Here is a 22,224-nt window from a genome sequence, read left to right as displayed (position 1 = left end):
TCGCGCGCGACGCGACCGCCGGCGAGGAGGAACGCGTGAGTGACGACCGACCGGTGATGCCGCGCGGCTCGGTGTCGCGGACGGCACGCCTGGCCTCGCTCCCCCTGGGGGCCGCCGGGCGCGCCACCCTCGGCCTGGGCAAGCGGCTCTCCGGCCGGGACGCCGACGCCGTCACCGCCGAGCTCCAGCAGCGCACGGCCGAGCAGCTGTTCGCCGTCCTGGGGCAGCTCAAGGGCGGGGCGATGAAGCTGGGCCAGACGCTCTCGGTGTTCGAGGCGGCGGTTCCCGAGGAGGTCGCGGCGCCCTACCGCGAGGCGCTGGTGAAGCTCCAGGAGGAGGCGCCGCCGATGCCGGTGCGCACCGTCCACGCGGTGCTCGCCCAGCAGCTCGGCGGGACGTGGCGCCAGCGGTTCGCCGAGTTCGACGACCAGCCCGCTGCCGCGGCCAGCATCGGTCAGGTGCACCGCGCCACCTGGCGCGACGGCCGGGACGTCGCGGTCAAGATCCAGTACCCCGGCGCGGCGACGGCGCTCATGGCCGACCTCAACCAGCTGGCCCGGTTCGCCCGCCTCTTCGCCGCCCTCTTCCCCGGCATGGACGTCAAGCCGCTGATCGCCGAGCTCAAGGCGCGGGTGGTTGAGGAGCTCGACTACGGGCTGGAGGCCGACGCGCAGCGGGCGTTCGCCGCGGCGTACGCCGGCGACGCGCAGATCGTCGTGCCACGGGTGGTGGCCAGCGCGCCGAAGGTCATCGTCTCCGAGTGGCTCGACGGCACCCCCCTGTCGAAGATCATCGCTGCCGGCACGCGGGAACAGCGCGACCGCGCCGGGCTGCTGCTGGCGGTGCTGCACTTCTCCGGTCCCCAGCGGGCCGGACTGCTGCACGCCGACCCCCATCCGGGCAACTTCCGGCTGCTGGACGACGGCCGGCTCGGCGTCATCGATTTCGGGGCCACCGCGCGGCTGCCCGACGGGCATCCCGAACCGATCGGCCGGCTGCTGCGCTGGGCCCTGGCCGGGAAGGCCGACGAGGTGCTGGCCGACCTGCGGGCCGAGGGCTTCGTGCGGCCCAGTGTCGAGGTGGACGCGCAGGGTGTCCTCGACTACCTCCGGCCGCTGCTCGACCCGGTGGTCGACCGGCACTTCCACTTCACGCGCGCGTGGATGCAGGAGCAGGCGGCCCGCATCGCCGACCCTCGGACGGACGCCAGCCGGCTTGGCCGGCAGCTCAACCTGCCGCCTGCCTACCTGCTGATCCACCGGGTGACCATCGGCTCGATCGGGGTGCTCTGCCAGCTCGACGCCGCGGGGGACTTCCGCAGCATCATCGAGGAGTGGCTCCCCGGCTTCGTGGAGTGATGAGGCGACGAGCTGGCGGTCCCCCGGACCGCACGCCACACGCTGCGACCTCCGGACCGCACCGCGACCACGTGCCGTCCCCGGTCGCGCCGGGCCCTGTCCTCGCGGCCGCCGCGACGGGGCAGGCCGGGCACCGACGCACCGGAGCGTCCGTGCCCGGCCTGCTGATGGACGGCGGGAGCCGGCCCGTGCGGCCGGTCGCGCCCGATCGTCGCCGTCAGTAGACGGCGGCGCTGGCCCGCGCGGCGCGCCGCACCGCGCGCTCCGCGCGACGGGCCGCGCGGCGGGCCAGGTAGAGCCGACGCGCGCGCGAGGCGGCGGCGGCCTCGGCCTGCAGCTCGTCCATCCGGCTGCGGGCCAGCTCCTGTTCGAGCAGGTACATGACGTCTCCTTCGGGATGTGAGTGGTCGGTCCGCACCAGGTGGCGGGGACCATGGGACGGGTCCGGCCTGACGTCAGGCGGCCACGACCTTGCGGGGACGGCCCCGCGGCCGCTTCCGCGCGATCACCACGCCGCGTTCGAAGATCTCGCCGCCCCAGACGCCCCACGGCTCCCCGCGGTCCAGGGCGCCGGCCAGGCAGGCGGTCCGGATCGGGCAGCTGCCGCACAGGCTCTTGGCCTGCTCGAGCTGCGCCGGGCTCTCCGCGAACCACAGTTCCGGGTCCTCGACGCGGCACGGCAGGGGGCGCCGCACCGGCGCCGGGGCCAGTGGCGTGGGTCGTCTCGGCGTGGATCCACCGGTCCAGGGGAGCCCGGTTCGGCGGTGGGACGTCGGGCGGGCGATCGTCTGCTGCACTGCCGCTCCTCCTAGTTCTCGTTGTCTGCGACGGCCGGCGGGGGCCCGCCGACCGGTGGTCGGGTGCCGGGAGTCGCGAGAAAGAGAAAGGCCGCGGATCCCGGGATTCGGGTTCCGCGGCCTCGTGGAGGACCGGTCGAGCGCCTAGCTCTGCGGTCTCCTCGAGGAGTGGATCCCGAGGGTGGTGCCGGTGTTCTCGAAGGTGGTGGTCACGACGACGTCACCGATGGACTGCCGGGTGACGAGGCGGACGCGGTCGGCGGTGCTGCCTGTGGGCAGACCCGTCCCCTGGACCGGGGCGATGGGCGCAGCCGTGTGCGCGGCAGCCGGCTCCGCGTAGCCGCTGCAGAAGCCCGCGCCGGAGGCCGAGCGCACGTGGAAGCCACCCCGGCCGAGGAGGTCGGCGGGGGCCATGGTCGGCGTGGTGCTGATCATCGGTGCCCCTCCTTCCTCGGGTTCGGCCCTGGCCAGGTCGGCCAGGATCGCGGGGCGGCAGCTCGTGTGTGCGGGGACACTATGGCGCCCGCGGCGACGAGGTCAATCGAATAAACGGCGCGTCCTCCGGACGTGTGCGCGGGTCCCGGCCGAGCCCGCCTGCCGTCGCCCTGGGTATCGACCCGGCCCGGATCCGGATGTGCCGGCCAGGGCGTCAGCCGCTGACTGTGGCCAGCACGTCCTCGCCGTAGAGCTCGAGCTTGCGGGCGCCGATGCCGGGGAGCCCGGAGAGCTCCCGCAGGGAGGCCGGTCGCGTCTCGGCGATGGCCTGCAGCGTGGCGTCGGTGAAGACGACGTAGGCAGGCACCGACGCCGACTGCGCGGCCTGGCTCCGCCACGCCCGCAGCCGCTCGAAGAGCTCCCCCGCCTCGCCCTCGAGGACCACCTTGGGCCGCTTGGCGGGTCGGCGGGCCGCCGGGGCCGTGGGACTGGACCCGGGAGCCAGCCCGGTGAGGAAACGGCTGCGCGGGCGGGCGCGCTTGGCACCGGGGTTGCGGCCGAGCGACCAGGACAACGACAGCTGCTCACGGGCTCGGGTCACGGCGACGTAGAGCAGCCGCCGCTCCTCCTCGACCGCATCGGGCCGGGACAGCGACTGGACGATCGGCACCACCCCGTCGACCAGGCCGACGACGAACACGACGTCCCACTCGAGTCCCTTGGCCGCGTGCATCGACGCCAGCGTGACGCCCTGCACGGTCGGGGCGTGCTGCGCGTCGGCCCGCTCGGCCAGGTGTCCCACGAACCCGGCGAGGTCGAGGGAGGGGTTCTCCGCCACCAGGTCGACGGCGAGGTCGACCAGTGCCGCCAGGGACTGCCACCGGTCGCGTGCGGCTCCGCCGGCGGGCGGACGGTGCTCGGCCCAGCCCACCGAGGCCAGCACGTCGCGCACGGCCGGGACGAGCGCGCCCGGTTCGCTCCCGCCGGCGGCCGCACCGCGGAGCAGGAGCACCGCCTCCCTGACCTCGGGCCGCTCGAAGAACCGCTCCCCGCCCTTGAGCACGTACGGCACCCCGGCGTCGGCCAGCGCCGCCTCGTAGACCTGCGACTGGGCGTTGATCCGGAACAGCACCGCGATCTCGGCGGCGGGCATGCCCGCCTCGATGAGGGCCTTGCACCGAGCCGCGACGGCCGCGGCCTCGGCCGGTTCGTCGGGGTGCTCGGTGAAGGTGGGCTCGCCTGCGTCGGGACGCTGACCGAGCAGCCGCAGCCCCGGCAGGCCCTTGCGCCGGGCGGCCTGCCCGATCAGCCGGTTGGCCAGCCCGACGACCTGCGGGGTGGAGCGGTAGTCGCGTTCCAGCTTGACCACGGCTGCGTCGGGATACCGGTCGGCGAAGCCCAGCAGGTAGTCGGGATCGGCCCCGGTGAAGGAGTAGATGGTCTGGTTGGGATCGCCGACGACGCACACGTCGGCACGCCCCCCGAGCCAGGCGTCGAGCAGCCGCTGCTGCAGCGGGTTGACGTCCTGGTACTCGTCGACGACGAAGTGGCGGTACTGCCCCCGCACCTGGCGGGCGACGTCGGGGTGTCCCTCGAGCGCGTACGCGGTGACCAGCAGCAGGTCCTCGAAGTCGAGGGCACCGTCACGCTGCTTGGCCGACTCGTAGCCGGCGTACACCGCCGCGACGGCGGCGGCCTCGAAGGGCGGCTCCCGGCCGGCGGCCTGGGCGCGGGCCGGGTAGTCGTCGGGCGTGGCCAGCGTCGTCTTGGCCCACTCGATCTCGCTGGCCAGGTCGCGCAGGCTGGTGCGGTCGGTCGACAGCCGCGACCGGGAGGCGGCGGTGGCGACCAGCCGCAGCTTGTTCTCCACCAGCGCCGGCATGGGCCCGCCCAGGACCCGGGGGGCGAAGTAGCGCAGCTGGCGCATGGCCGCGGCGTGGAAGGTCCGCGCCTGGACCCCGCCGACGTCGAGCGCCGCCAGCCGGCCGCGCAGCTCGCCGGCGGCACGGGCGGTGAAGGTCACGGCCAGGACCTGCTCGGGGACGTAGACCCCGGTGTGCACGCCGTAGGCGATGCGGTGGGTGATGGTGCGGGTCTTGCCGGTGCCGGCACCGGCGAGGATGCAGACGGGACCGATGACGGCCTGCGCGGCGGCGCGCTGCTCGTCGTCCAGCGCCGCGAGCACGGCCTCGGCGCGGGAGCCCGCTTCCCTCACCGGTCGCGCGGCTGCGCTCTGCGACATCCGGCCCCCTTCCGTCTTCCGGCCGACGTGCGCCCCCCGATCCTCTCAGCCAGGAGGGACGACGGCGGGAAGCATCCCCAGGGTGGCCGCGTTGCGGTGCACACATGCCGGCCCACCCTCCGGGGGGTGGACCGGCTCCGGACAAGCAGGGAGGATCCCCCTCGATGCCCTCGACCCCCACGGCCGCCGTGACCATGTACACCACCCCGTGGTGCGGCTACTGCGTACGCCTCAAGAAACTCATGGAGCGCGAGGGGATCCCGTTCGCCGAGGTCGACATCGAGCAGGACGCGCAGGCGGCGGAGCTGGTGATGAACGCCAACGGTGGCAACCGCACCGTGCCCACCCTCGTGTTCGCCGACGGCATCGCCCTGACCAACCCCAGCATCGACCAGGTGAAGGCCCAGCTGGGTCCCCTCCAGGAGGCATGAACCAGGTGATCCCCGGTCCCCGGCCCTCGAAGGGGCATGACGGCCCCCGCGGGAGCCGCGACCGCGGCACCGACGTCGCCGTCCCGTCGCCCGACGCCGTGCCCGACACCCCCGTGGTCGCCCTCACGCGGACCCCCCGTGGCTGGTCGGTGCAGTCCCCGGCCGGGAGCGAGACCGCCGGGGACCTGGTCGAGGGCCTGTCGCTGGCCGACCTCGTGGCCGAGGAGTTCGGGACCCTCAGGGAGCCCGACCGTTCCGCCCGGCGCTCGGCGCGCGGCTCCGGGAGCGGCACCGCCGGGCCGCTCGATCCCCTCGAGGCCCGCGTCGCCGAGCTCGAGCGCACCGTCGCCCAGCTGGAGCACGCCCTGGCCGCCCGCGTCTCCACCGAGCGGGCCATCGGCGTCCTCGCCGAGCGCCACGGGACGAGCGCGCGGGCGGCGTTCGAGTCGCTGCGCCGCGACGCGCGGTCCCAGGGCCGGCCGGTCGCCGAGCTGGCCCGGGAGGTCCTCGACGGCCTGGCGGCCGACGACTCCGCTGCGCCCGCCGACCCGGCGGCGCCCCCCGCCGTCGGGGGCAGCGAGCAGCCGCGGTCGGGTCGGTCGGTGCCCGCTCCCGGACTCCGCCACCCGGGCGCGGTCGTCGCAGCCGTGACGGCACCGGGGCCGCGCGCGCCCTCCGCTGGATCCGCGCTGGCCGCCACGGACGGCGCCTCCTGACCCGTCCGCAGCCGCTCACCCCGCAGGCGCTCGCCGACCGCCTGGCCGGCCTCCTGGCCCCGCTGCGTCCCGAACCAGGAGCTGCCGCCCTGCGCGTCGCCGTCGACGGGCCCGACGCGGCGGCGCCGGGCCGGCTGGCCACCGCCCTGGCCGACCGCCTGCCCCCGCTGGGGCGGCCGGCGGTCGTCGTGCCGGCCGACGGCTTCTACCGGCCGGCGTCGCTGCGGCTGGAGCACGGGCGCACCGACCCCGATGCCCGGTACACCGACTGGCTGGACGCCAAGGCACTGGTCCGCGAGGTGCTCGGTCCGGTCGGCCCCGGCGGATCCGGCGAGTACCTGCCGGTGCTCTGGGACGTCGGGCGCGACCGGGCGGCGAGGGCACGCCCTCGGCCGGCGCCATCGGGAGGTGTGCTCCTGGTCCCGGGCGCGCTGCTGCAGGGCGTCGGACTGCCCTTCGACGTCGTCGTGCACCTGCGCATGTCGGCGGCGGCCCGCCGCCGGCTGACCCCGCCGGACCAGGCGTGGGAGCTGCCGGCCTTCGACCGCTACGACCAGGAGGTCGACCCCGCCGGGCTGGCCGACGCGGTGGTCCTCGCCGACCATCCCGACCGGCCGGCGCTGGTGCTCGGCGGGAGATTCGCCTCGTAGGAGTTCCCCGCGGCCCCCTCCCGGGCACTGCCCCGGAGCTTCCGGGGGGTGGGAGGAGGGGTCCTTCTCTCAGCTGAACTCGCCCGCGACCCAGCGGTCCAGGATGTGCCGGGCTATCGACACCGGGGGCGGCAGCGCGGCCGGCCCCGCGCCGCGGCTCAGCTCCTCCCGGGTGAACCAGCGCGCCTCCTCGATCTCGGTCGGGTCGACCACGAGGTCGTCGGCGCCCTCAGCGCGGGCCACGAAGCCCAGCATGAGGGATTGCGGGAAGGGCCAGGGCTGACTGCCGACGTACCGGATGTCGGTGACTCGCAGGCCGACCTCCTCGGCGACCTCTCGCGCCACGGCGGCCTCGGCCGACTCCCCCGGCTCCACGAAGCCGGCCAGGATGGAGAACCGTCCCGGCGGCCACACGGCCTGCCGGCCGAGCACCACCCGGTCGCCGCCGTCGTGGACGAGCATGATGACCGCGGGGTCGGTGCGCGGGAAGATCTCGCTGCCGGTGCCCGGATCCCGCTGCACCCAGCCGGCGCGCTCGATCGTCGTGGCGTTCCCGGTGAGCGGGCTGAACCGGTTGCGCTCGTGCCACTCCAGGATGCCGATCGCCTCGACGAGCAGGCCGGCGTCCAGGTCGCCGAGGTCGGCGCCGATCTCACGGAGCCCCGACCAGGTGTCGACCGGCCGGCCGTTGACGGTGAGGGACCGCTCCCCGCGGACGGCGGCGTACGGGACGCCGTCCGCCTCGCCCAGGTAGACCGCGCCCACCGGCAGTTCGGGCTGCTCGTCCCACACGAGCCGCGGCCCGTCGGGGCCCTCGGCCACCGGCACGGCGCGCTGCGCGTCGACGGTGAGCACGCGGACCGGCCGGCCGCCGGTCGGGTCCGGCAGGGAGCGGGCCAGGTGCGCGCGGTCGTGGGCGACCCGCGACAGCACCGGCATCTCCCCCCGGGACGGTCCCGTGCCCTCCGGCCACGCCGACCCCGGCACCGTCATTCCGCTGCGCCCGGTCGCACGCTGACCGGCGCGAGGACGCCGAGCTGCCCGGCGACCCGGTCGGCGTCGCCGAGGACGACGGCGGTCAGGCCGGGCGCGGCCAGGTAGCGCCGCGAGGCCTCCTGCACCCGCTCGACCGTGACCGCGGCGAGGTCGCGCTGGTGCTCGGCCAGCCAGCCGGGTGGCAGGCCGGCACCCGTCAGCGCCGACAGCGTGCTCGCCAGGCCGGCGTGGGTGGCCGTCGAGAGGGCCATGCTGCCGAGGACGTAGCGGCGCGCGGCGTCGAGCTCGCCCTCGGTGACCGGCAGCAGCGCCATGCGGCCCAGCTCGTACCAGACCTCCAGCAGCGCCGGTCCGGTGACCTCGGTGGCGACGTCGGCCTCCACCAGGAACGAGGAGCCGGCGGCCTGGTGGTCCACGGAGCTGCGCGGGCTGTAGGTGTACCCCCGCCGTTCCCGGATGTTCTCGACCAGCCGCGAGGAGAAGTAGCCGCCATAGATCATGTTGGCCAGGCGGACGGCGGCGAGGTCGGGGTCGGTCCGGCCGGGGGCGGGCCCGCCGAGACGGATGTTGGACTGCACCGCGCCCGGCCGGTGGACGAGCTCGATCCCGGTCGTCGGCAGGTCCGCCGCGGGCGGCGCCTCGACGGCGTGCCCGCTCGCGGTCCAGCCGCCCAGCGCGTCGGCCACGGCGTCCGCGGCGGCCGGCGCATCCAGGTCGCCGACCAGCACGAGGGTGCTGCCGGCCGGCAGCACCCTCGTGCGGTGGAGCTCGCGCAGCGCCGCCCCGTCGACGGTGGTGACCACGTCGGGATCGGGCAGCGTGATGGCGTACGGGTGGTCGCCGTAGCGGCGCGCCGCGAGTGCGCTGCGGGCGATGACACCCGGCTGCGAGAGAGCGATGCCGATGCGCTCGGCCACCCGGTCCCGCTCGCCCTCGACCCGGTCGTCGGGATAGGTGGCGCCGGTGAGCAGGTCGGCGAGCAGGCCGAGGACCGGGGCGAGCCCACCCGGGAGGAGCGTGGTGGCGAACAGCAGTCGGTCGGGGTCGGTCGAGATGGAGAGCTCGGCGCCATGGCTCTGCAGCAGCTCCGCGATCGCCGTCTGGTCATGCGTCGCCGTACCCAGGAGGATGGCGCCGGAGAGCACCGACCCCCGGGCGGTGTGCACCCCCGCGTCGGCGGCGGTCGTCGCGGCGAACGGCACCCGCAGGCGCAGCTCGATCAGCGGCACCCCAGGACGCGGCACCACGACCAGCCGTAGCCCCGTGGGCAGCACCGACTCCTCGGCCGCGGGCACCGGCTGCGGACGCGGCTCGCCGAGCGGCGGGATCAGCGAGAGGTCCAGCCCCGAGGTCATCGACGTCCCCCCGTGGCGCGCAGCTCGAGCACGGCGGCGGTGCCGGGGTCGAGGTCACGAGCGGCCGCCTGGACCTGGCCGGGGGTCACGGCGGCCAGCCGGGCGGCGAGCTCGCCGGCCAGCTCGGCTCGGCCGTGGATGAGCTCGGCCGCCGCGAAGCCGAGCGTGCGACCCAGCACCGAGTCGGCCTGCCGGAGCAGCTGCGCCTCGGTGCGTGCCTGCACCCGGCCCAGTTCCGCGGCGTCCACGCCGTCCTCGGCCACCCGTCGCACCTCCTCGTGCACCGCCGCCTGCACCCGCTCGGCCGGAACGGCGGCGGGGTGGTGCACCTGCGTCGTGAGCAACGTCGCGTCGCGGACGTCGAACGGGTCGCCGAACAGGCCGACGTAGCTGCTCTGGGCGATCGCGATGCGGTCGTCGTGCACCAGGCGGCGCTCCAGCCGGGAGGCGTCCCCCTCGCTGAGCAGCTCGGCGAGGAGGACCGCACCCAGGTACCTGTCGAAGTCGCCGACCGGATCGGGCACCCGCCAGCCGAGCGCCAGCGCGGGGGCGGGCGCGAGCGCGTCCTCCACGACCGCTGACCGCACGGCGGTGGGCAGCGGCTCACCGGTCGACGGCGTCGGCGGCACGGGCCGGGCCTCGACCGGGCCGAACCAGCGCTCGACCAGCCGCTGGGTGTCGGCGACGTCGAGGTCGCCCCCGATGCAGAGGACGGCGTTGCCGGGCGCGTAGTAGCGGGAGAAGAAGTCCGCCGCGTCGTCGACGGTCGAGGACTCCAGATCGACGAAGGAGCCGTAGCCGTCGTGGGTGTTCGCGAAGCTCTCGAACGCGATCCGCGGCAGCTGCAGCCACGGGAAGGCGCCGTAGGGCCGGTTGAGCACGTTGACCCGGATCTCCTCCTTGACCACGTCGATCTGGTTGCGGAGGTTCTCCTCGGTGATCGCCGGCGCCGCCATGCGGTCGGCCTCGAGGAACAGCGCGCGCTCCAGCGCCTCGGCCGGCAGGGCCTCGAAGTAGTTGGTGTAGTCCTGGTGCGTGGAGCCGTTGAAGGTGCCGCCGGCGGCCTGCACGAGGCGGGCGTGCTCCATCTTCGGGACGTTCGCCGAGCCCTGGAACATCAGGTGCTCGAAGAGGTGCGCGAAGCCGGTCCGGCCCTCGGGCTCGTTCCGCATGCCGACGTCGTAGAAGACGCTGACCGCGACGACGGGCACGCTGCGGTCGGGGGCGAGAACGACCCGGAGGCCGTTGTCGAGCGTGAACCGCTCCACCGGGTGCCGCAGGGTCAGTTCGGCCCCAGCTGTTTCCACGCCCCGACACTATGACAACGTCACTCCGCGGGTGACACCGCGGCCGACCACCGTCCCGCGCCGTGCCGAGCCGCTGCCGCGCTCCTCCTCGGAAGCCTCCCGGGCCCCGCTCGTCGGCCGCTGCCGTGGTCGCGTGGCGAGGCTCCTCGCTACAACACGTCGACGGCGCCGATCACCCGGTCGATGACGCCGTACAGCTCGGCGTGGGTGTTCGGGATGGAGACGTAGAGCAGCGCCGGCGCGGACCGGCCGACGTCGATGAGCAGCAGGGCGGCCCGTTCACCGCTCGCGTCGTAGCCGGGCACGTCCCAGGCCAGCTGGAACTCGTAGAGGTGCGCGGCTCGGCCGTCCACGGTCCGTGGCTCGTCCCGCAGCACCGTGCGCTCGTTGGGCCGCGGGTAGTAGTTGAAGCGGACGCTGTCGGCGACGGTCTGCGTGGTCGTCCGCAGCGTGGCGGGCCCGGCCCAGCCCAGGCCCTCGGCCAGCGGGCCGGACGTGCACTGGGCGATGAACGTCGACCCCTGCGGGGTCAGGTCCTGCGTGGTGAAGTACTGCCCCGCCATCGCCGTCACCTCGGCCTGCATCCCGAGGTCGAACTCGTACCAGCCCTCCCCGAGGTAGGGGTAGGAGATCCCCGACTCCTCGTCGATGATCCGCACCGTGCCCGGGGGGAAGGTGGGCCCCGCGGGCGGGAGCGGCTGCACGCTGGGCACGCGGGACGCCGTCGCGTCGTCGTCCGTCGCGGAACGGCCCAGGAACACGGCGGCACCCACCACAGCGACCAGGACCACCAGCGCGATGCCGACGACCCAGCCGGGCCGCAGCCCGCGCTCGGCCGGGGTCTCCTCCGGGGCGGGCAGGGGGGCCGGCTCCGGCGCCGGCGGGGCCAGGACCGGCGACCACCGGACCACGACGCCGGGACCGGCGGGGGTGGCCACGTCGGACCACGCCGCGCCGTCCCACCAGCGCACCATGCCCGGGGCCCCGTCGGGGTCGGGGTACCAGCCCGGCGGTGGGGTCGGCCTGCCAGGTCCGGTCACGGCGTCCACCCTAGGTCGACCTCCGCGGCCGGTACGGTCGCGACCTGTCCCCGGGAGGTCTCATGACGGCAGTTGCGCCGGCGGCGGAGGAGACCGCCGTCGTCGCGCGGCTGCGCCGCGCCGGCTGCGTCTTCGCCGAGGACGAGGCGCGGCTGCTCGTGGCCGAGGCCGGATCGCCCGCCCGCCTGGAGGACCTGGTGCGGCGGCGGGCCGCCGGCGAGCCGGTCGAGCACCTGCTGGGCTGGGCGGAGTTCTGCGGTCTGCGGATCGCCGTGGCGCCGGGGGTGTTCGTGCCTCGTCGCCGCACGGGGTTCCTGGTGGAGGAGGCCGCCACCCTCGCTCCGCCCCGGGCCGTCGTCGTCGACCTCTGCTGCGGTTCCGGTGCGGTGGCCGTCGCCCTGGGCGCGCTGCTGGACCGGCCGGAGGTGCATGCCGCCGACATCGACCCCGCGGCGGTGCGCTGTGCGCGCCGCAACCTGCCCCACGCGGCGGTGCACGCCGGTGACCTGTTCGGCGCGCTGCCGGCCGCGCTGCGGGGCCGGGTCGACGTCCTCGTCGCGAACGTGCCCTACGTGCCGAGCGACGCGATCGGGCTCATGCCCCCGGAGGCGCGCGAGCACGAGCCGCGGACGGCCCTGGACGGCGGCAGCGACGGCCTGGACGTCGCCCGTCGGGTGGTCGCCTGCGCCGGGGAATGGCTCGCGCCCGGCGGCTCTGTGCTCTTCGAGGTCGGCGAGGCGCAGGTCCCGGCCGCGGCAGCGCTCGTCGCCGCCGCGGGCCTGGCCGCCCGGGTCACCGTCGACGACGACCGGGGCGCCACCGTCGTCGTCGGGACCGCGGGATCAGCGGAGGCGGGTGGTGGCGAGCTCGCGCCAGAGGTGCGCCGCCGCCTCGGCGCCGCGATGCAGCATGGGGAGCAGCACCCGCTCGTTCGGCGAGTGGATGCGGTCGGTGGGCAGCCCGGCGCCCAGGAACAGCAGCGGCGCCCCGAGCACCTCGACCAGGTCTGCCTCGGGGCCGCTGCCGCCTTCGCGGGTGAACAGCACGTCCCCCGGATCGGTGTCGAAGGCCTGCCCGATGGCCCGCAGGAGAGCGCCCATCGCGGGTGAGTCCAGGTCGCTGGCGCAGGGCGCGACGCCGCCGGGCGGGGTGTGCACCTCGGCCTCGATGCCCGGCGGCACGTTGGCGGCCACCCACGCGCGCAGCTGCGGTCCGACGTCCTCCGGTCGCTGGTCGGAGACGAGCCGGAAGGTCAGCTTGGCGTGCGCCTCCGCCGGGATGATCGTCTTGTGGCCCGGGCCGGTGTAGCCGCCGCACATGCCGTTCACCTCCGCGGTGGGCCGCGCGCCGATCCGCTCGAGGGTGGTGAAGCCCTCCTCGCCGGAGGCCACGCGCGAGGCGGCGGGCCCGGCCAGCCACGCCCGCTCGTCGAACGGCACCCGGCGCATGAGCTCCCGCTCGCGGTCGCAGAGCGGCCGCACCTTGTCGTAGAACCCGGGCAGGGTCACCCTGCCGTGCTCGTCGTGCAGCTTCGACAGCAGGTGCGCCATCGCGTGCAGCGGATTGGGCACCGCGCCACCGAACGATCCCGAGTGCAGGTCGACCGCGGGGCCGCGCAGGGTGATCTCGGCGTCGGCGAGGCCGCGCATGGCGGTGACCGCGCTGGGGACGTCGGGCGCGGCCATGCCGGTGTCGCTGACGACGACCACGTCGCAGGCCAGCCGGTCGGCCCGCGCGCGGAGGAGGTCGGCGAAGTGGGGCGAACCGGACTCCTCCTCGCCCTCGACGAGCAGCTTGACGGTGACCGCGGGGGTGTCCCGTCCGGTCGCGGCCAGGTGCGCCCGCATGCCGAGCAGGTGGAAGGCGACGTTGCCCTTGTCGTCGATGGCGCCGCGGGCGTGCAGCTCCGGGCCGTCGGGCCCCTCCACCCGCGTGGGCTCGAAGGGTGGATGCACCCACCGCTCCGGCGGGTCGACCGGCTGGACGTCGTGGTGGCCGTAGACGAGGGCGACCGGCGCGTCGGCGTCGGCCGAGCGCCACTCGGCGAAGACGGCCGGCGCGCCCGCCGTCGGCCAGATCTCGACCACCGGGAACCCGGTGCGGCGCAGCGCCTCCGCCAGCCACTCGGCGCTGGCGGCGACGTCGGAGGCGTGCACCGGGTCCGCGGAGATCGACGGGATCCGCAGCCAGGCGTCCAGGTCGGCGTGCAGGTCGTCGAGGTGGGCGCGGACGTACGCGCGTTCGGGGTTGTCCCGCTCCGGGCCGCTGGTCACGGGCGCCGACGGTAGCGCCGTGGGCGGCGGCGCCCGCGTCCGGCTAGCGTCCGGGGCATGCCCGGGGAGCTGCTGCGCACCGACGTCGGCGATCTGACCTTCGACGTCCGAGTCGACGGCCCCGACGACGGCCGGCCGGTCCTGCTGCTGCACGGGTTCCCGGAGACGTCGGCGTCGTGGGCCGCGGTCACGCCGCTGCTCACCCAGGCGGGACTGCGCACCTACGCCCCGGACCAGCTCGGCTACTCCCCCGGCGCGCGGCCCGGCGAGGTCGAGGCCTACTCGATGCAGAACCTCGCGCAGGTCACCGCCGACCTCATGACGGCGCTGGAGATCCCGGTCGCCGACGTCGTCGGTCACGACTGGGGCGCGAACGTCGCCTGGACGCTGGCCGCCTGGCACCGCGACCGGGTGCGCTCGCTCACGGCGGTCTCGGTCCCGCATCCGGCCGCGTACACCGCCGCCTTCCGTGCCGATCCCGAGCAGAAGGAGCGGTCGGCCTACATCCGGCTCTTCTGGCAGGCGGGCAAGGCGGAGCAGGTGCTGCTCGCCGACGGGGCCCGCCGGCTGCGGCGGATGCTGTCGGGCGGCGAGCACGACAGCGGCATCCCGGCGGAGGCGATCGACGAGTACGTCGCGGTGCTGTCGGCGCCGGGCGCCCTGACGGCGGCGCTGAACTGGTACCGGGCGATGAGCTCGGACACCCGGGTGGACCCGGTCGAGGTGCCCACGACCTACGTGTGGAGCGACGGTGACGTCGCGATCGGCCGGACGGCGGCCGAGGCCTGTGCGAACTACGTGACCGGCGACTACCGCTTCGTGGAGCTCACCGGGGTGACCCACTGGATCCCGGAGCAGGCGCCCGAGCAGCTGGCGACGGCGATCCTGGAGCGGATCGCCTCGACGTGAGCCGCGGGGGCCGGGTGCAGCTCCGGGTGCCGACCGCTCAGGACGCGGCGCTCTGGACGGCGCTGTTCGACGACCCGGAGGTCATGCGCTACGTCGGCACCGGGGAGGTGCGGGACCACGCCTACTACGTGGACCTGGTCGCGAGGCAGCAGCGGCTGGCGGAGTCGACGGGGCTGTGCCTGTTCTCGCTCGTGACCGACAGGGGGACGGTCGGCTTCGTGGGCGTGCACCCGTGGGAGCGGCCGTGGGGACCGCAGGGCATGCCGGAGATCGGCTGGCGGCTCGGCCGCGCGCACTGGGGGCGGGGATACGCGACGGAAGGCGCGCGGGCCGTCGTCGGCCTGGCCCGGAGACGGGGCCTCCCCCACCTCGTGTCGATGATCCAGGCGGGCAACACCGCCTCCGCGGCCGTCGCGACCCGGCTGGGCATGACCGTCGAGCGCGAGCTGGTGTCGCCGGAAGGCACCCGCGTCCACCAGTTCGGACTGTCCCTGGCCGGCCGACGGTGACCCGCGGGGCGGTCAGGTCCGGGCCGGCTCCTGGTCGACGCACATGATGTTGCCCTCGCTGTCGCGGAACCAGGCCGACCGCCCCATCCCGGGGATCGTGGCGATCTCGCCGTCCCACTCGACGCCGGGCATGTCGTAGACCTCGAACACGACGCCCTTGGCCTTGAGGTCGCGCACCTCCGACTCGATGTCGTCGACGTGCCACTGGGCGATGGTGTGGCCGGCTTGCCCGGCGTAGGCGGTCTGGTAGACGTTGAACCTCGTGCCGGCGGCCGTCTCGTAGGCCAGGGTCTCGCCACCGAGTTCCTTCCGCGGCGTCAGGCCGAGCATGCCTGCGTAGAAGTCGCGCGCCCGGTCGAGGTCGCTCGCCGGGATGTTGGCCTCGACCCTGCTGTCGTTCAGCATGGCTGTTCCCGTTGCGTCGACGGTCCCCCGCGATGACGGTGCGGAAGGGTAGCCCCGCGCGGGCCCCGGCGGAACGGCGCCTGCGCCGTCTCGGTGAACCTCCTCGTGGCGCCGACCACGGACGCGGGGAGTCGTCCCGGCTGACCGCGATCAGTCCTCGTCGCCCGCGGTGCCCGTGACCAGCGCCAGCAGGCCGGCCTCGTCGAGCAGGTCGACGGGACGGATGGTCACCCCGGCGGCGACGTGGTGGAACCCCGCGCTCACCCGTTCCACCGGCACACCGGTCAGTCGTGACCAGCCCAGCCGGTAGGCGGCCAGCTGGACCGCCGCGGCGCTGAGCTCGCCGGCAGACGGCGGTGGGCCGGTCTTCCAGTCGATGACCTCGAAGCCGCCGTCGCCGTCGGCGTAGACGGCGTCGATGCGCCCGCGGAGGGTCAGCGGCCCGAGCGGGGTCTCGAAGGGCACCTCCACCTCGGCCGGCTGACGGTCGGCCCACTCGCTGGCGAGGAAGGCCTCCTGCAGCTCGGCCAGGGCGCCGTCGGGGGCGGCGAACTCGTCGCCCGAGCCCGGCAGCTCGTCGAGGTCGACCAGCTTCGCCGCGCCGAACCGTTCCTCGAGCCAGGCGTGGAAGGCGGTGCCCCGGCGGGCCTGCGGCGCGGGCGCCGCGGGCATGGGCCGGCGCAGTCGGCGGGCCAGCTCGGCGGGATCACGCCGGAGGGTGACGAGGGCCGACACCGACAGGTGCGAGGGCAGCGGGACGTCGACGGTCGGGCTCGCCGCTCGGGCGCGCTCCCGGAGCAGCAGGTCGGCGTCGCGCATCCACTGCTCCACCACCGGGTCGGAGCCGTCGAGGACCTGTCCGGCGTCGAGCGGGTGCGGCGCCGCGCCGGCGACGAGCTCGGCGGCCGCGGTGAGGGCCCGGCGACGCCCGGTCGACAGCGGGTCGGCCGGCCAGATGCCCACTGGCCACTCCTCCAGCGCCGGGTTGGTCGCGTCGTCGGTGGGCGGCTCCGCCCAGTGCACGACGGTGCCGGCACCGTCCTCGCACGCCTGCCGCGCGGTCAGCAGCAGGGACGACGGCCCGCACGGCTTGACGCCGTCCCGCCACCAGCTGCCCGAGCAGAGCAGCAGGTGCCGGGCGCGCGTGACGGCGACGTAGCCCAGGCGGATCTCCTCGGCGGTGCCGAAGTCCTTCCACTCCTGGACGTAGTCCTCCAGCGCCTGCTTGACGACCGCCTGGTCGCCCGAGCCCGGAACCGGCAGGCGCAGCCGCGGCAGCTCCTCGCGGTCGGTGAGCCGCAGGTCGGCCGGCACGGCGCCCGGGTCGCGGATCCACGAGTCGCTGGTGTCGGCCTTCGCGGGGAACTGGTCGGCAGTGAGGCCGGGAACGGCGACGACGTCCCACTCCAGCCCCTTGGCGGAGTGACCGGTGAGCAACTGCACCGCCTCGGGGTTCACCGCGACCTCCCCGGGCTCCAGGCCCCGCTCCCGCTCCTCGGCGTCGCGCAGGTAGCCGAGGAAGGCGGGCAAGGAAGGGAGTTCGGCCAGCTCGGTGAACTCGGCGGCCACGCCGTGCAGGGCGTCGAGGTGGGCCCGGGCCCCGGCGGGAGTGGCACCGGGGACGCTGGCCAGCTCCGTCTCGAGGCCGAGGGTGCGGGCCACCTCGTCGACCAGGTCGGGCAGCGACTCGCCCAGCCGCGCGCGCAGGTGGGCCAGCTCCGCCGCGAGCCGCCGCAAGCGGCGGTAGCCCGCGGCCGAGTAGGCCTCCGGACCGCCGAGGTCGTCCAGCGCCTCGACGATGCTGCCGCGTTCCGACCGCGCCTCGACGACCGGTGTGCCGCCGGCCGCCGCGACCGCGGCCGGCCGGCGGGAGCGCACGAGGGCGCGGGCCCGGCCCTCCAGCGCGGCCAGGTCCCGGGGCCCGATCCGCCACCGGGCGCCGGTGAGCAGCCTGCCCAGGGCATCGCCGGCCGTCGGGTCGACCAGCACGGTGAGGGTCGCGACGACGTCGGACACCTCCGGGACCTCCAGCAGCCCGCCCAGCCCGACGACCTCGACCGGCAGCCCGCGCTCGCGCAAGGCGGCCGCGATGCCGGGCAGCTGCTTGCGGGTGCGCACGAGCACCGCCACGGTCGGCCGCTTCCCGCCGTCGCGGGTCGGCAGCGCGGCATCGGTGCCGTGCCAGCACGCGGTCAGCCGGTCGGCGAGGGCGTCGGTCTCGTGGGCCACCGTGTCGTAGAGCCCGACCGTCACCGCGCCGCGGCCGGCGGTGGGCGCCGGAGCCAGGTCGGGCAGCGGCTGCTCCGGCGGTGGGAGCATCGCCGAGACCGCGTTGGCGACGGCGAGGACGGCGTCGTCGTTGCGCCAGCTCGTGGCCAGGGTCAGCCGCTCGGCGCGCCGTCCGGGCAGGCCGGGGAAGGTGCGGTCGAACCGCTCGATCGTCCCTGCGGAGGCGCCGCGCCAGCCGTAGATCGACTGCCGCGGGTCACCGACCGCCAGCACGGGATGGCCGGTGGCGCGGCCGAACAGGGCCTCGAGCATGCGCAGCTGGCCGACGCTGGTGTCCTGGTACTCGTCGAGCAGCACCACCTTCCAGCGGGCCCGCTCCCGGCGGCCGACGTCGGCGGAGGCCACCGCGATCCGGGCCGCGTAGGCCACCTGGTCGGCGTAGTCGATCGCCCCGGCGGCCCGCTTGCGCGCCTCGAACGCCTCGACCAGCGGCAGCAGCGCGACGCGGGCACGCTGCCGGGCGAGCATCTCCAGGACCGGCGCGTAGGGCCCCTTCTTGCGGGGGGCGTCCGGGTAGCTCGCGATCTGCGCCTCCAGCCGCGCGGTCCACGACCGCAGGGCGGCCGGGCTGATGTCGTGCTCGCCCAGGTCGGCGGCCAGGGCCAGGACGTCCTCGACCGTCGTCAGCAGCGTGAGCGGGACGTCGCTCATGTCGCCGGTGTACGCGGTGACGACGCTGGCGGCCTGACCCCAGCACATCGCGGGCCCGAGCACCCCGGCGCCGGGCTCGACGCCGATGCGCAGCCCGTGCTCGGCCACCAGCGCGGCAGCGTAGCCGTGGTAGGTGGAGACGGTGGGCTGGGCGATCGCCAGCCGCTCCCGCAGGTCTGCCTCGGTGTCGGGATGCCGGGCCAGCGCCCCGAGCCGGAGCCGGATCCGCTCGTTGAGCTCGCTGGCGGCCTTGCGCGTGAAGGTCAGGCCGAGGATCTCCTCCGGCGCGACGACCCGGTTGGCCACCAGCCAGGAGACGCGGGCGGCCATCGTCTCGGTCTTGCCGGAGCCGGCACCCGCGACGACGACCAGCGGGCGGTCGGCCGGTGCCTCGACCACGCGTGCCTGCTCGGCGGAGGGCGCGTAGGACAGCCCGCAGCGGGCGGCCACCTCGGCGGGGCTCAGCCGTCTGCGGGCCCGGGCCTGCTCGGGTGCGGCATCGGCGAGGAGGTCGTCGAAGGACAGCTGGTGGAGGACCCCGTTCTCCCCTCCGCTCGCAAGCTCGCGAGGGAACCCGGAACGGGGCCTTCCGGTCAGGGGTGTCACGCGGTCACCTGCCGGCCGGGCTCCTGCAGCGGACAGCTGCGGCGGGCCGGGCACCGGGAGCAGTGGGAACCGGTGCGCACCTCGAACGTGGCCGCGCCCATGCCCTCCCCCACCTGGCTGAGCAGCGCGCCCGCCCAGGTCTGCTCCACCGGCACGTCGGCCGGCAGCGGCTCCTGGTGCTGCTCCTTGGCCTTCGCCCCGCTGCCCACCTGGAGCAGCGCCGCGCCTCCCGGCACGCTGCCGTGGTGCCCGAACCCGCCGGCGGCGATCGCCACCTGGTAGGCGGCCAGCTGTCCGTGCTCCTCGGTGTTCTTCGCCGCCGTCCTGCCGGTCTTGAGGTCGACGACGACCAGCCGGCCCTCGACGTCGCGCTCGAGGCGGTCGACCTGCCCTGTGATCCGGACCCGGCCCAGGGTCACGTCGAAGTCCGCCTCGGCGGCCAGCAGCTCGCGCCCGTTGCCGGCGTGCCAGCGGAGGAACTTGTCGAGCATCTCCTGGGCCGACACCCGCTGCCGCTGGTCGGCCCAGCCCGGCCCCAGGTCGAGCTGGTCGAGCTCCGCGGCCAGGACCGCCGGCGCCTCCGACGGCGGAAGCCCCTCGGCCACCTGCTGGGCCACGGCGTGCACCGCCGAACCGACCGTGCGAGTGGTGTCCGGGGAGGCCTCCGCCCCGACGGCGCCCAGCACCCAGCGCAACGGGCACCGCTGGAAGGTCTCGATCGCCGACGGCCGGACCCGCACGGCGTCCTCCTCCGGCACCAGCGGGGCGTCGTCGGAGAGCGGGGCGAGGCCCCACCAGGCCGACGGCGGGGCGCCCGCAACCCCTTCGTCGGCCAGCCGGCGCAGGATCGAGGCGGCGGCCGAGCGGCGCTGCGGCGGCGTCCGGGGATCGGTCAGCGCGCGCCGCAGCTCGGCGACCAGTGCGGGCAGGGTCAGCGAGCGGGGCAGCTCGGTCAGCGGCCGGCCGCCCTCCGGCGGGGGCTCGACCAGGTCGAGGAAGCGGGACGCGGTCGCCCCGGCGTCGGCGCCGTCCAGGGCTCCCTCGACGGCGGTGACGACCAGACGCTTCCGGGCGCGGGTGCAGGCGACGTAGAACAGCCGGCGTTCCTCGGCCAGGGCGAGGGTGCGCCGGTCCACCGCCGTGCCGTCGACCCCGGCGGCGCGCTCGATCAGCTCCTCCGTGCCGAGCAGGGTCGAGCGCTCGCGCAGGTCGGGCCACACCCCCTCCTGCACCCCGGCGACGCACACCAGGTCCCACTCCAGGCCCTTGGCCGCGTGCGCGGTCAGCAGCCGGACCGACTCTCCCGCGGCTGCCCGGGCAGCTCCGATGTCGCCCGGCAGTTCCTGCGCCGACAGGTGGGCCACGAAGGCGCGCACGTCGGCCGAGGGCAGGCGGTCGACGAAGCCCGCCGCCGCGTCGAAGAGCGCGACGACCGCGTCGAGGTCACGGTCGGCCACGGCGCTCTGGGGGCCACCGGCGGCGCTGGCCCGCGCCCAGCGGGTGGCCAGCCCGCTGCGCTGCCACATCGCCCACAGCACGTCCTCCGCGGTGCCGTCGTGAGCCAGCGCCAGCCGGCCCGCGGCGAGGACGGCGGCGACCCTGCGGGCCGGGCGGGACACGTGCTCGGGCAGCGCGTCGAGCAGGGTGTCGTCGCCGAGCGCGAGAGCCAACGGCGCCTCCCGCTCGGCGGGGTCGACCCCCTGCTTGGCCAGGGCGATCCGCACCGCACGGCGCAGCCGCCGCAGATCGAGGACCGTGGCGCCGCCCAGCGGCGAGGCCAGCAGCGCCTCGGCGGCGGGCTCGTCGAGGCCGACGGCGACGCCCTCGCCCTCGGGCCCGGTTCCCGACGCCGGCAGCAGCGCGCGGAGCGCGGTCAGGAACGGCGCGACGGCGGGCTGCCCGGCGAGCGGCAGGTCGTCGGCGGAGACCGCGAGGGGCACGCCCGCCGAGGCGAGCGCGCGGCGCAGCGGACCGAGCGCGACGGCGGTGCGCACGACGACCGCCATCTGCGACCACGGCACACCGTCGAGCAGGTGGGCACGGCGCAGCAGGTCGGCGACGTAGGCGGCCTCGACCGCCGCCGAGCCGAAGACGTGCACCTCGGCGGACCCGGGCTCGGTGCCGCTCCCGGCGGCGAGGCGGCGGTGCTCCCACGGGCCGGGGAGCCCGGCGGCGACCGTGCGGCTGATCCGCAGCAGCTCCTCGCCCGACCGCCGGCAGACTCCCAGGGACACCCGGCCGGCCGGCCGGTTGCCGGTGTGCCGGAACCGCTGGGGGAACTCGACGATGCCGCGCGGCTCGGCACCGCGGAAGGCGTAGATGGCCTGGTCGGGATCGCCGACCGCCACCAGGTTGCCGCCGCCGCCGGCCAGCAGCTCCAGCAGCTCGACCTGGGCCGGATCGGTGTCCTGGTACTCGTCGACGAACAGCCAGCGGGCGCGCTCCCGCTCCTGCCGCAGCAGCTCCGGATCGCCGTCGAGTTCCGCGATCGCCGCCCGCACCAGCTCGGCCGGGTCGTAGCCGGAGGCGTCACCGCGCCCGGCCGTGGAGAAGGCGGTGACACCCTCGTACTGCTCCTGGAAGGCGGCGGCCAGCACCCAGTGCTCCCGCCCGGTCTCCCGGCCCCACGAGGCCAGCTGCGCCGCGCCGACGCCGCGCTCGGTCGCGCGCATGAGCAGATCACGCAGCTCGGTGCGGAACCCCGCCGTCCCGAGCGCCGGGGCCAGGGCCGCCGGCCAGCGGACGGCGCCCTCCTCCTCCGCGTCACCCCGCAGCAGCTCGGCCACCACGGCGTCCTGCTCCGCCGAGGTCAGGAGCCGGGGAGGCGCGTCACCGCGGAGCAGTGCCGCCCGCCGCAGGACGCCGTAGGCGTAGGAGTGGAACGTGCGGGCCAGCGGCTCGCGGATGGTCCGGGCCACCCGCCCGGTGATCCGGGCGCGCAGCTCGGCGGCGGCCTTGCGGCTGAAGGTCAGGACGAGGATCTGCTCGGGGTCGATGCCCGCGTCGATCCGTGCGGCGACGGCCTCGACGATCGTCGTGGTCTTGCCGGTTCCGGGGCCGGCGAGCACGAGCAGCGGCCCCGCCTCGTGGTCGACGACGGCCTGCTGCGTGGGATCCAGCCGCGGCACCGCCAGGCGAGGGGCCTCACGCGCGACGAGCCGGTAGACCGGCGCCGTCTCGTTCCCCCGTCCTGCCACCCCTCGATGGAAGCACGGACCGGGGACGATTTCGGGACCCCTGGGACAGGAGGTGAGC

At 75.8% G+C, this 22,224-nt stretch carries 18 protein-coding genes and 1 pseudogene; 7 read left to right on the top strand and 12 right to left on the bottom strand.

From position 1 onward, the window contains the following. Nucleotides 1–35: 35 nt before the first annotated feature. Complete coding sequence (locus tag ACFSHS_RS02575) at nucleotides 36–1,358, top strand: ABC1 kinase family protein (RefSeq protein ID WP_376871339.1); 1,323 nt, start codon at nucleotides 36–38, stop codon at nucleotides 1,356–1,358. 217 nt (nucleotides 1,359–1,575) lie between these two features. Here ACFSHS_RS02575 and ACFSHS_RS02570 read toward each other — a convergent pair whose 3' ends face one another. The 4 genes from ACFSHS_RS02570 to ACFSHS_RS02555 form a co-directional block, all read right to left on the bottom strand. Beyond that, a complete protein-coding gene (locus ACFSHS_RS02570; protein WP_376871337.1) occupies nucleotides 1,576–1,740 on the bottom strand; it encodes a hypothetical protein in 165 nt (54 codons plus the stop codon). A gap of 73 nt (nucleotides 1,741–1,813) precedes the next feature. Then, the gene (locus ACFSHS_RS02565) at nucleotides 1,814–2,155 is read right to left on the bottom strand and encodes a WhiB family transcriptional regulator (RefSeq protein ID WP_458199634.1); all 342 of its coding nucleotides are present in this window, start codon (nucleotides 2,153–2,155) and stop codon (nucleotides 1,814–1,816) included. A 144-nt stretch (nucleotides 2,156–2,299) separates the two neighbouring features. Continuing rightward, complete coding sequence (locus ACFSHS_RS02560; RefSeq protein ID WP_376871334.1) at nucleotides 2,300–2,590, bottom strand: hypothetical protein; 291 nt, start codon at nucleotides 2,588–2,590, stop codon at nucleotides 2,300–2,302. Nucleotides 2,591–2,804: 214 nt separating this feature from the next. Then, on the bottom strand, nucleotides 2,805–4,832 hold the full coding sequence (locus ACFSHS_RS02555; protein WP_376871332.1) for an ATP-dependent helicase: 2,028 nt from the start codon (nucleotides 4,830–4,832) through the stop codon (nucleotides 2,805–2,807). Nucleotides 4,833–4,996: 164 nt separating this feature from the next. Here ACFSHS_RS02555 and ACFSHS_RS02550 point away from each other — a divergent pair, with 164 nt between their 5' ends. From ACFSHS_RS02550 to ACFSHS_RS02540, 3 genes are all read left to right on the top strand, one after another. Continuing rightward, complete coding sequence (locus tag ACFSHS_RS02550) at nucleotides 4,997–5,263, top strand: mycoredoxin (RefSeq protein WP_376871330.1); 267 nt, start codon at nucleotides 4,997–4,999, stop codon at nucleotides 5,261–5,263. Continuing rightward, complete coding sequence (locus tag ACFSHS_RS02545) at nucleotides 5,260–5,979, top strand: ANTAR domain-containing protein (RefSeq protein ID WP_376871328.1); 720 nt, start codon at nucleotides 5,260–5,262, stop codon at nucleotides 5,977–5,979. The genes ACFSHS_RS02550 and ACFSHS_RS02545 overlap by 4 nt, the downstream gene beginning before the upstream one ends. 188 nt (nucleotides 5,980–6,167) lie before the next feature. Continuing rightward, a complete protein-coding gene (locus ACFSHS_RS02540; protein WP_376871326.1) occupies nucleotides 6,168–6,629 on the top strand; it encodes a nucleoside/nucleotide kinase family protein in 462 nt (153 codons plus the stop codon). A gap of 69 nt (nucleotides 6,630–6,698) precedes the next feature. On the opposite strand, the gene nudC is transcribed toward ACFSHS_RS02540, so the two are convergent. The 4 genes from nudC to ACFSHS_RS02520 all read right to left on the bottom strand — a co-directional run bounded on the left by nudC (nucleotide 6,699) and on the right by ACFSHS_RS02520 (nucleotide 11,327). Continuing rightward, the gene (gene nudC, locus ACFSHS_RS02535) at nucleotides 6,699–7,568 is read right to left on the bottom strand and encodes an NAD(+) diphosphatase (protein ID WP_376871324.1); all 870 of its coding nucleotides are present in this window, start codon (nucleotides 7,566–7,568) and stop codon (nucleotides 6,699–6,701) included. A gap of 50 nt (nucleotides 7,569–7,618) precedes the next feature. Next, the gene (locus ACFSHS_RS02530; RefSeq protein WP_376871321.1) at nucleotides 7,619–8,980 is read right to left on the bottom strand and encodes a M16 family metallopeptidase; all 1,362 of its coding nucleotides are present in this window, start codon (nucleotides 8,978–8,980) and stop codon (nucleotides 7,619–7,621) included. Next, a complete protein-coding gene (locus ACFSHS_RS02525; RefSeq protein WP_376871318.1) occupies nucleotides 8,977–10,287 on the bottom strand; it encodes a M16 family metallopeptidase in 1,311 nt (436 codons plus the stop codon). Before ACFSHS_RS02525 ends, ACFSHS_RS02530 begins: the two co-directional genes overlap by 4 nt. A gap of 149 nt (nucleotides 10,288–10,436) precedes the next feature. After that, entirely contained in the window at nucleotides 10,437–11,327 is an 891-nt protein-coding gene (locus ACFSHS_RS02520) for a DUF2510 domain-containing protein (RefSeq protein WP_376871316.1), read from the bottom strand. Nucleotides 11,328–11,389: 62 nt separating this feature from the next. On the opposite strand from ACFSHS_RS02520, the pseudogene ACFSHS_RS02515 reads away from it, so the two are divergent. Beyond that, a pseudogene (locus tag ACFSHS_RS02515) lies at nucleotides 11,390–12,151 on the top strand (putative protein N(5)-glutamine methyltransferase); the annotation flags it as partial. Nucleotides 12,152–12,169: 18 nt separating this feature from the next. On the opposite strand, the gene ACFSHS_RS02510 reads toward ACFSHS_RS02515, so the two are convergent. Further along, nucleotides 12,170–13,600, bottom strand: a complete 1,431-nt coding sequence (locus tag ACFSHS_RS02510) for a M20/M25/M40 family metallo-hydrolase (RefSeq protein ID WP_376871314.1) — start codon at nucleotides 13,598–13,600, stop codon at nucleotides 12,170–12,172. A gap of 57 nt (nucleotides 13,601–13,657) precedes the next feature. On the opposite strand from ACFSHS_RS02510, the gene ACFSHS_RS02505 reads away from it, so the two are divergent. After that, a complete protein-coding gene (locus tag ACFSHS_RS02505; protein ID WP_376871311.1) occupies nucleotides 13,658–14,509 on the top strand; it encodes an alpha/beta fold hydrolase in 852 nt (283 codons plus the stop codon). Beyond that, the gene (locus ACFSHS_RS02500) at nucleotides 14,506–15,018 is read left to right on the top strand and encodes a GNAT family N-acetyltransferase (protein WP_376871308.1); all 513 of its coding nucleotides are present in this window, start codon (nucleotides 14,506–14,508) and stop codon (nucleotides 15,016–15,018) included. Before ACFSHS_RS02505 ends, ACFSHS_RS02500 begins: the two co-directional genes overlap by 4 nt. A gap of 12 nt (nucleotides 15,019–15,030) precedes the next feature. On the opposite strand, the gene ACFSHS_RS02495 is transcribed toward ACFSHS_RS02500, so the two are convergent. From ACFSHS_RS02495 to ACFSHS_RS02485, 3 genes are all read right to left on the bottom strand, one after another. Next, entirely contained in the window at nucleotides 15,031–15,423 is a 393-nt protein-coding gene (locus ACFSHS_RS02495; protein WP_376871306.1) for a VOC family protein, read from the bottom strand. Between the two features lie 150 nt (nucleotides 15,424–15,573). Further along, nucleotides 15,574–18,969, bottom strand: coding sequence for an ATP-dependent helicase (locus ACFSHS_RS02490; protein ID WP_376871303.1), 3,396 nt, complete (start codon nucleotides 18,967–18,969; stop codon nucleotides 15,574–15,576). Further along, on the bottom strand, nucleotides 18,966–22,166 hold the full coding sequence (locus ACFSHS_RS02485) for an ATP-dependent helicase (protein ID WP_376871301.1): 3,201 nt from the start codon (nucleotides 22,164–22,166) through the stop codon (nucleotides 18,966–18,968). Before ACFSHS_RS02485 ends, ACFSHS_RS02490 begins: the two co-directional genes overlap by 4 nt. Between the last annotated feature and the right edge of the window lie 58 nt (nucleotides 22,167–22,224).

It is taken from the genome of Blastococcus deserti, assembly GCF_042682525.1.
GTDB lineage: Bacteria > Actinomycetota > Actinomycetes > Mycobacteriales > Geodermatophilaceae > Blastococcus_B > Blastococcus_B deserti.
Note: the sequence above shows the minus strand (reverse complement) of the source record. Positions and strands in the feature narration are given on the sequence as shown.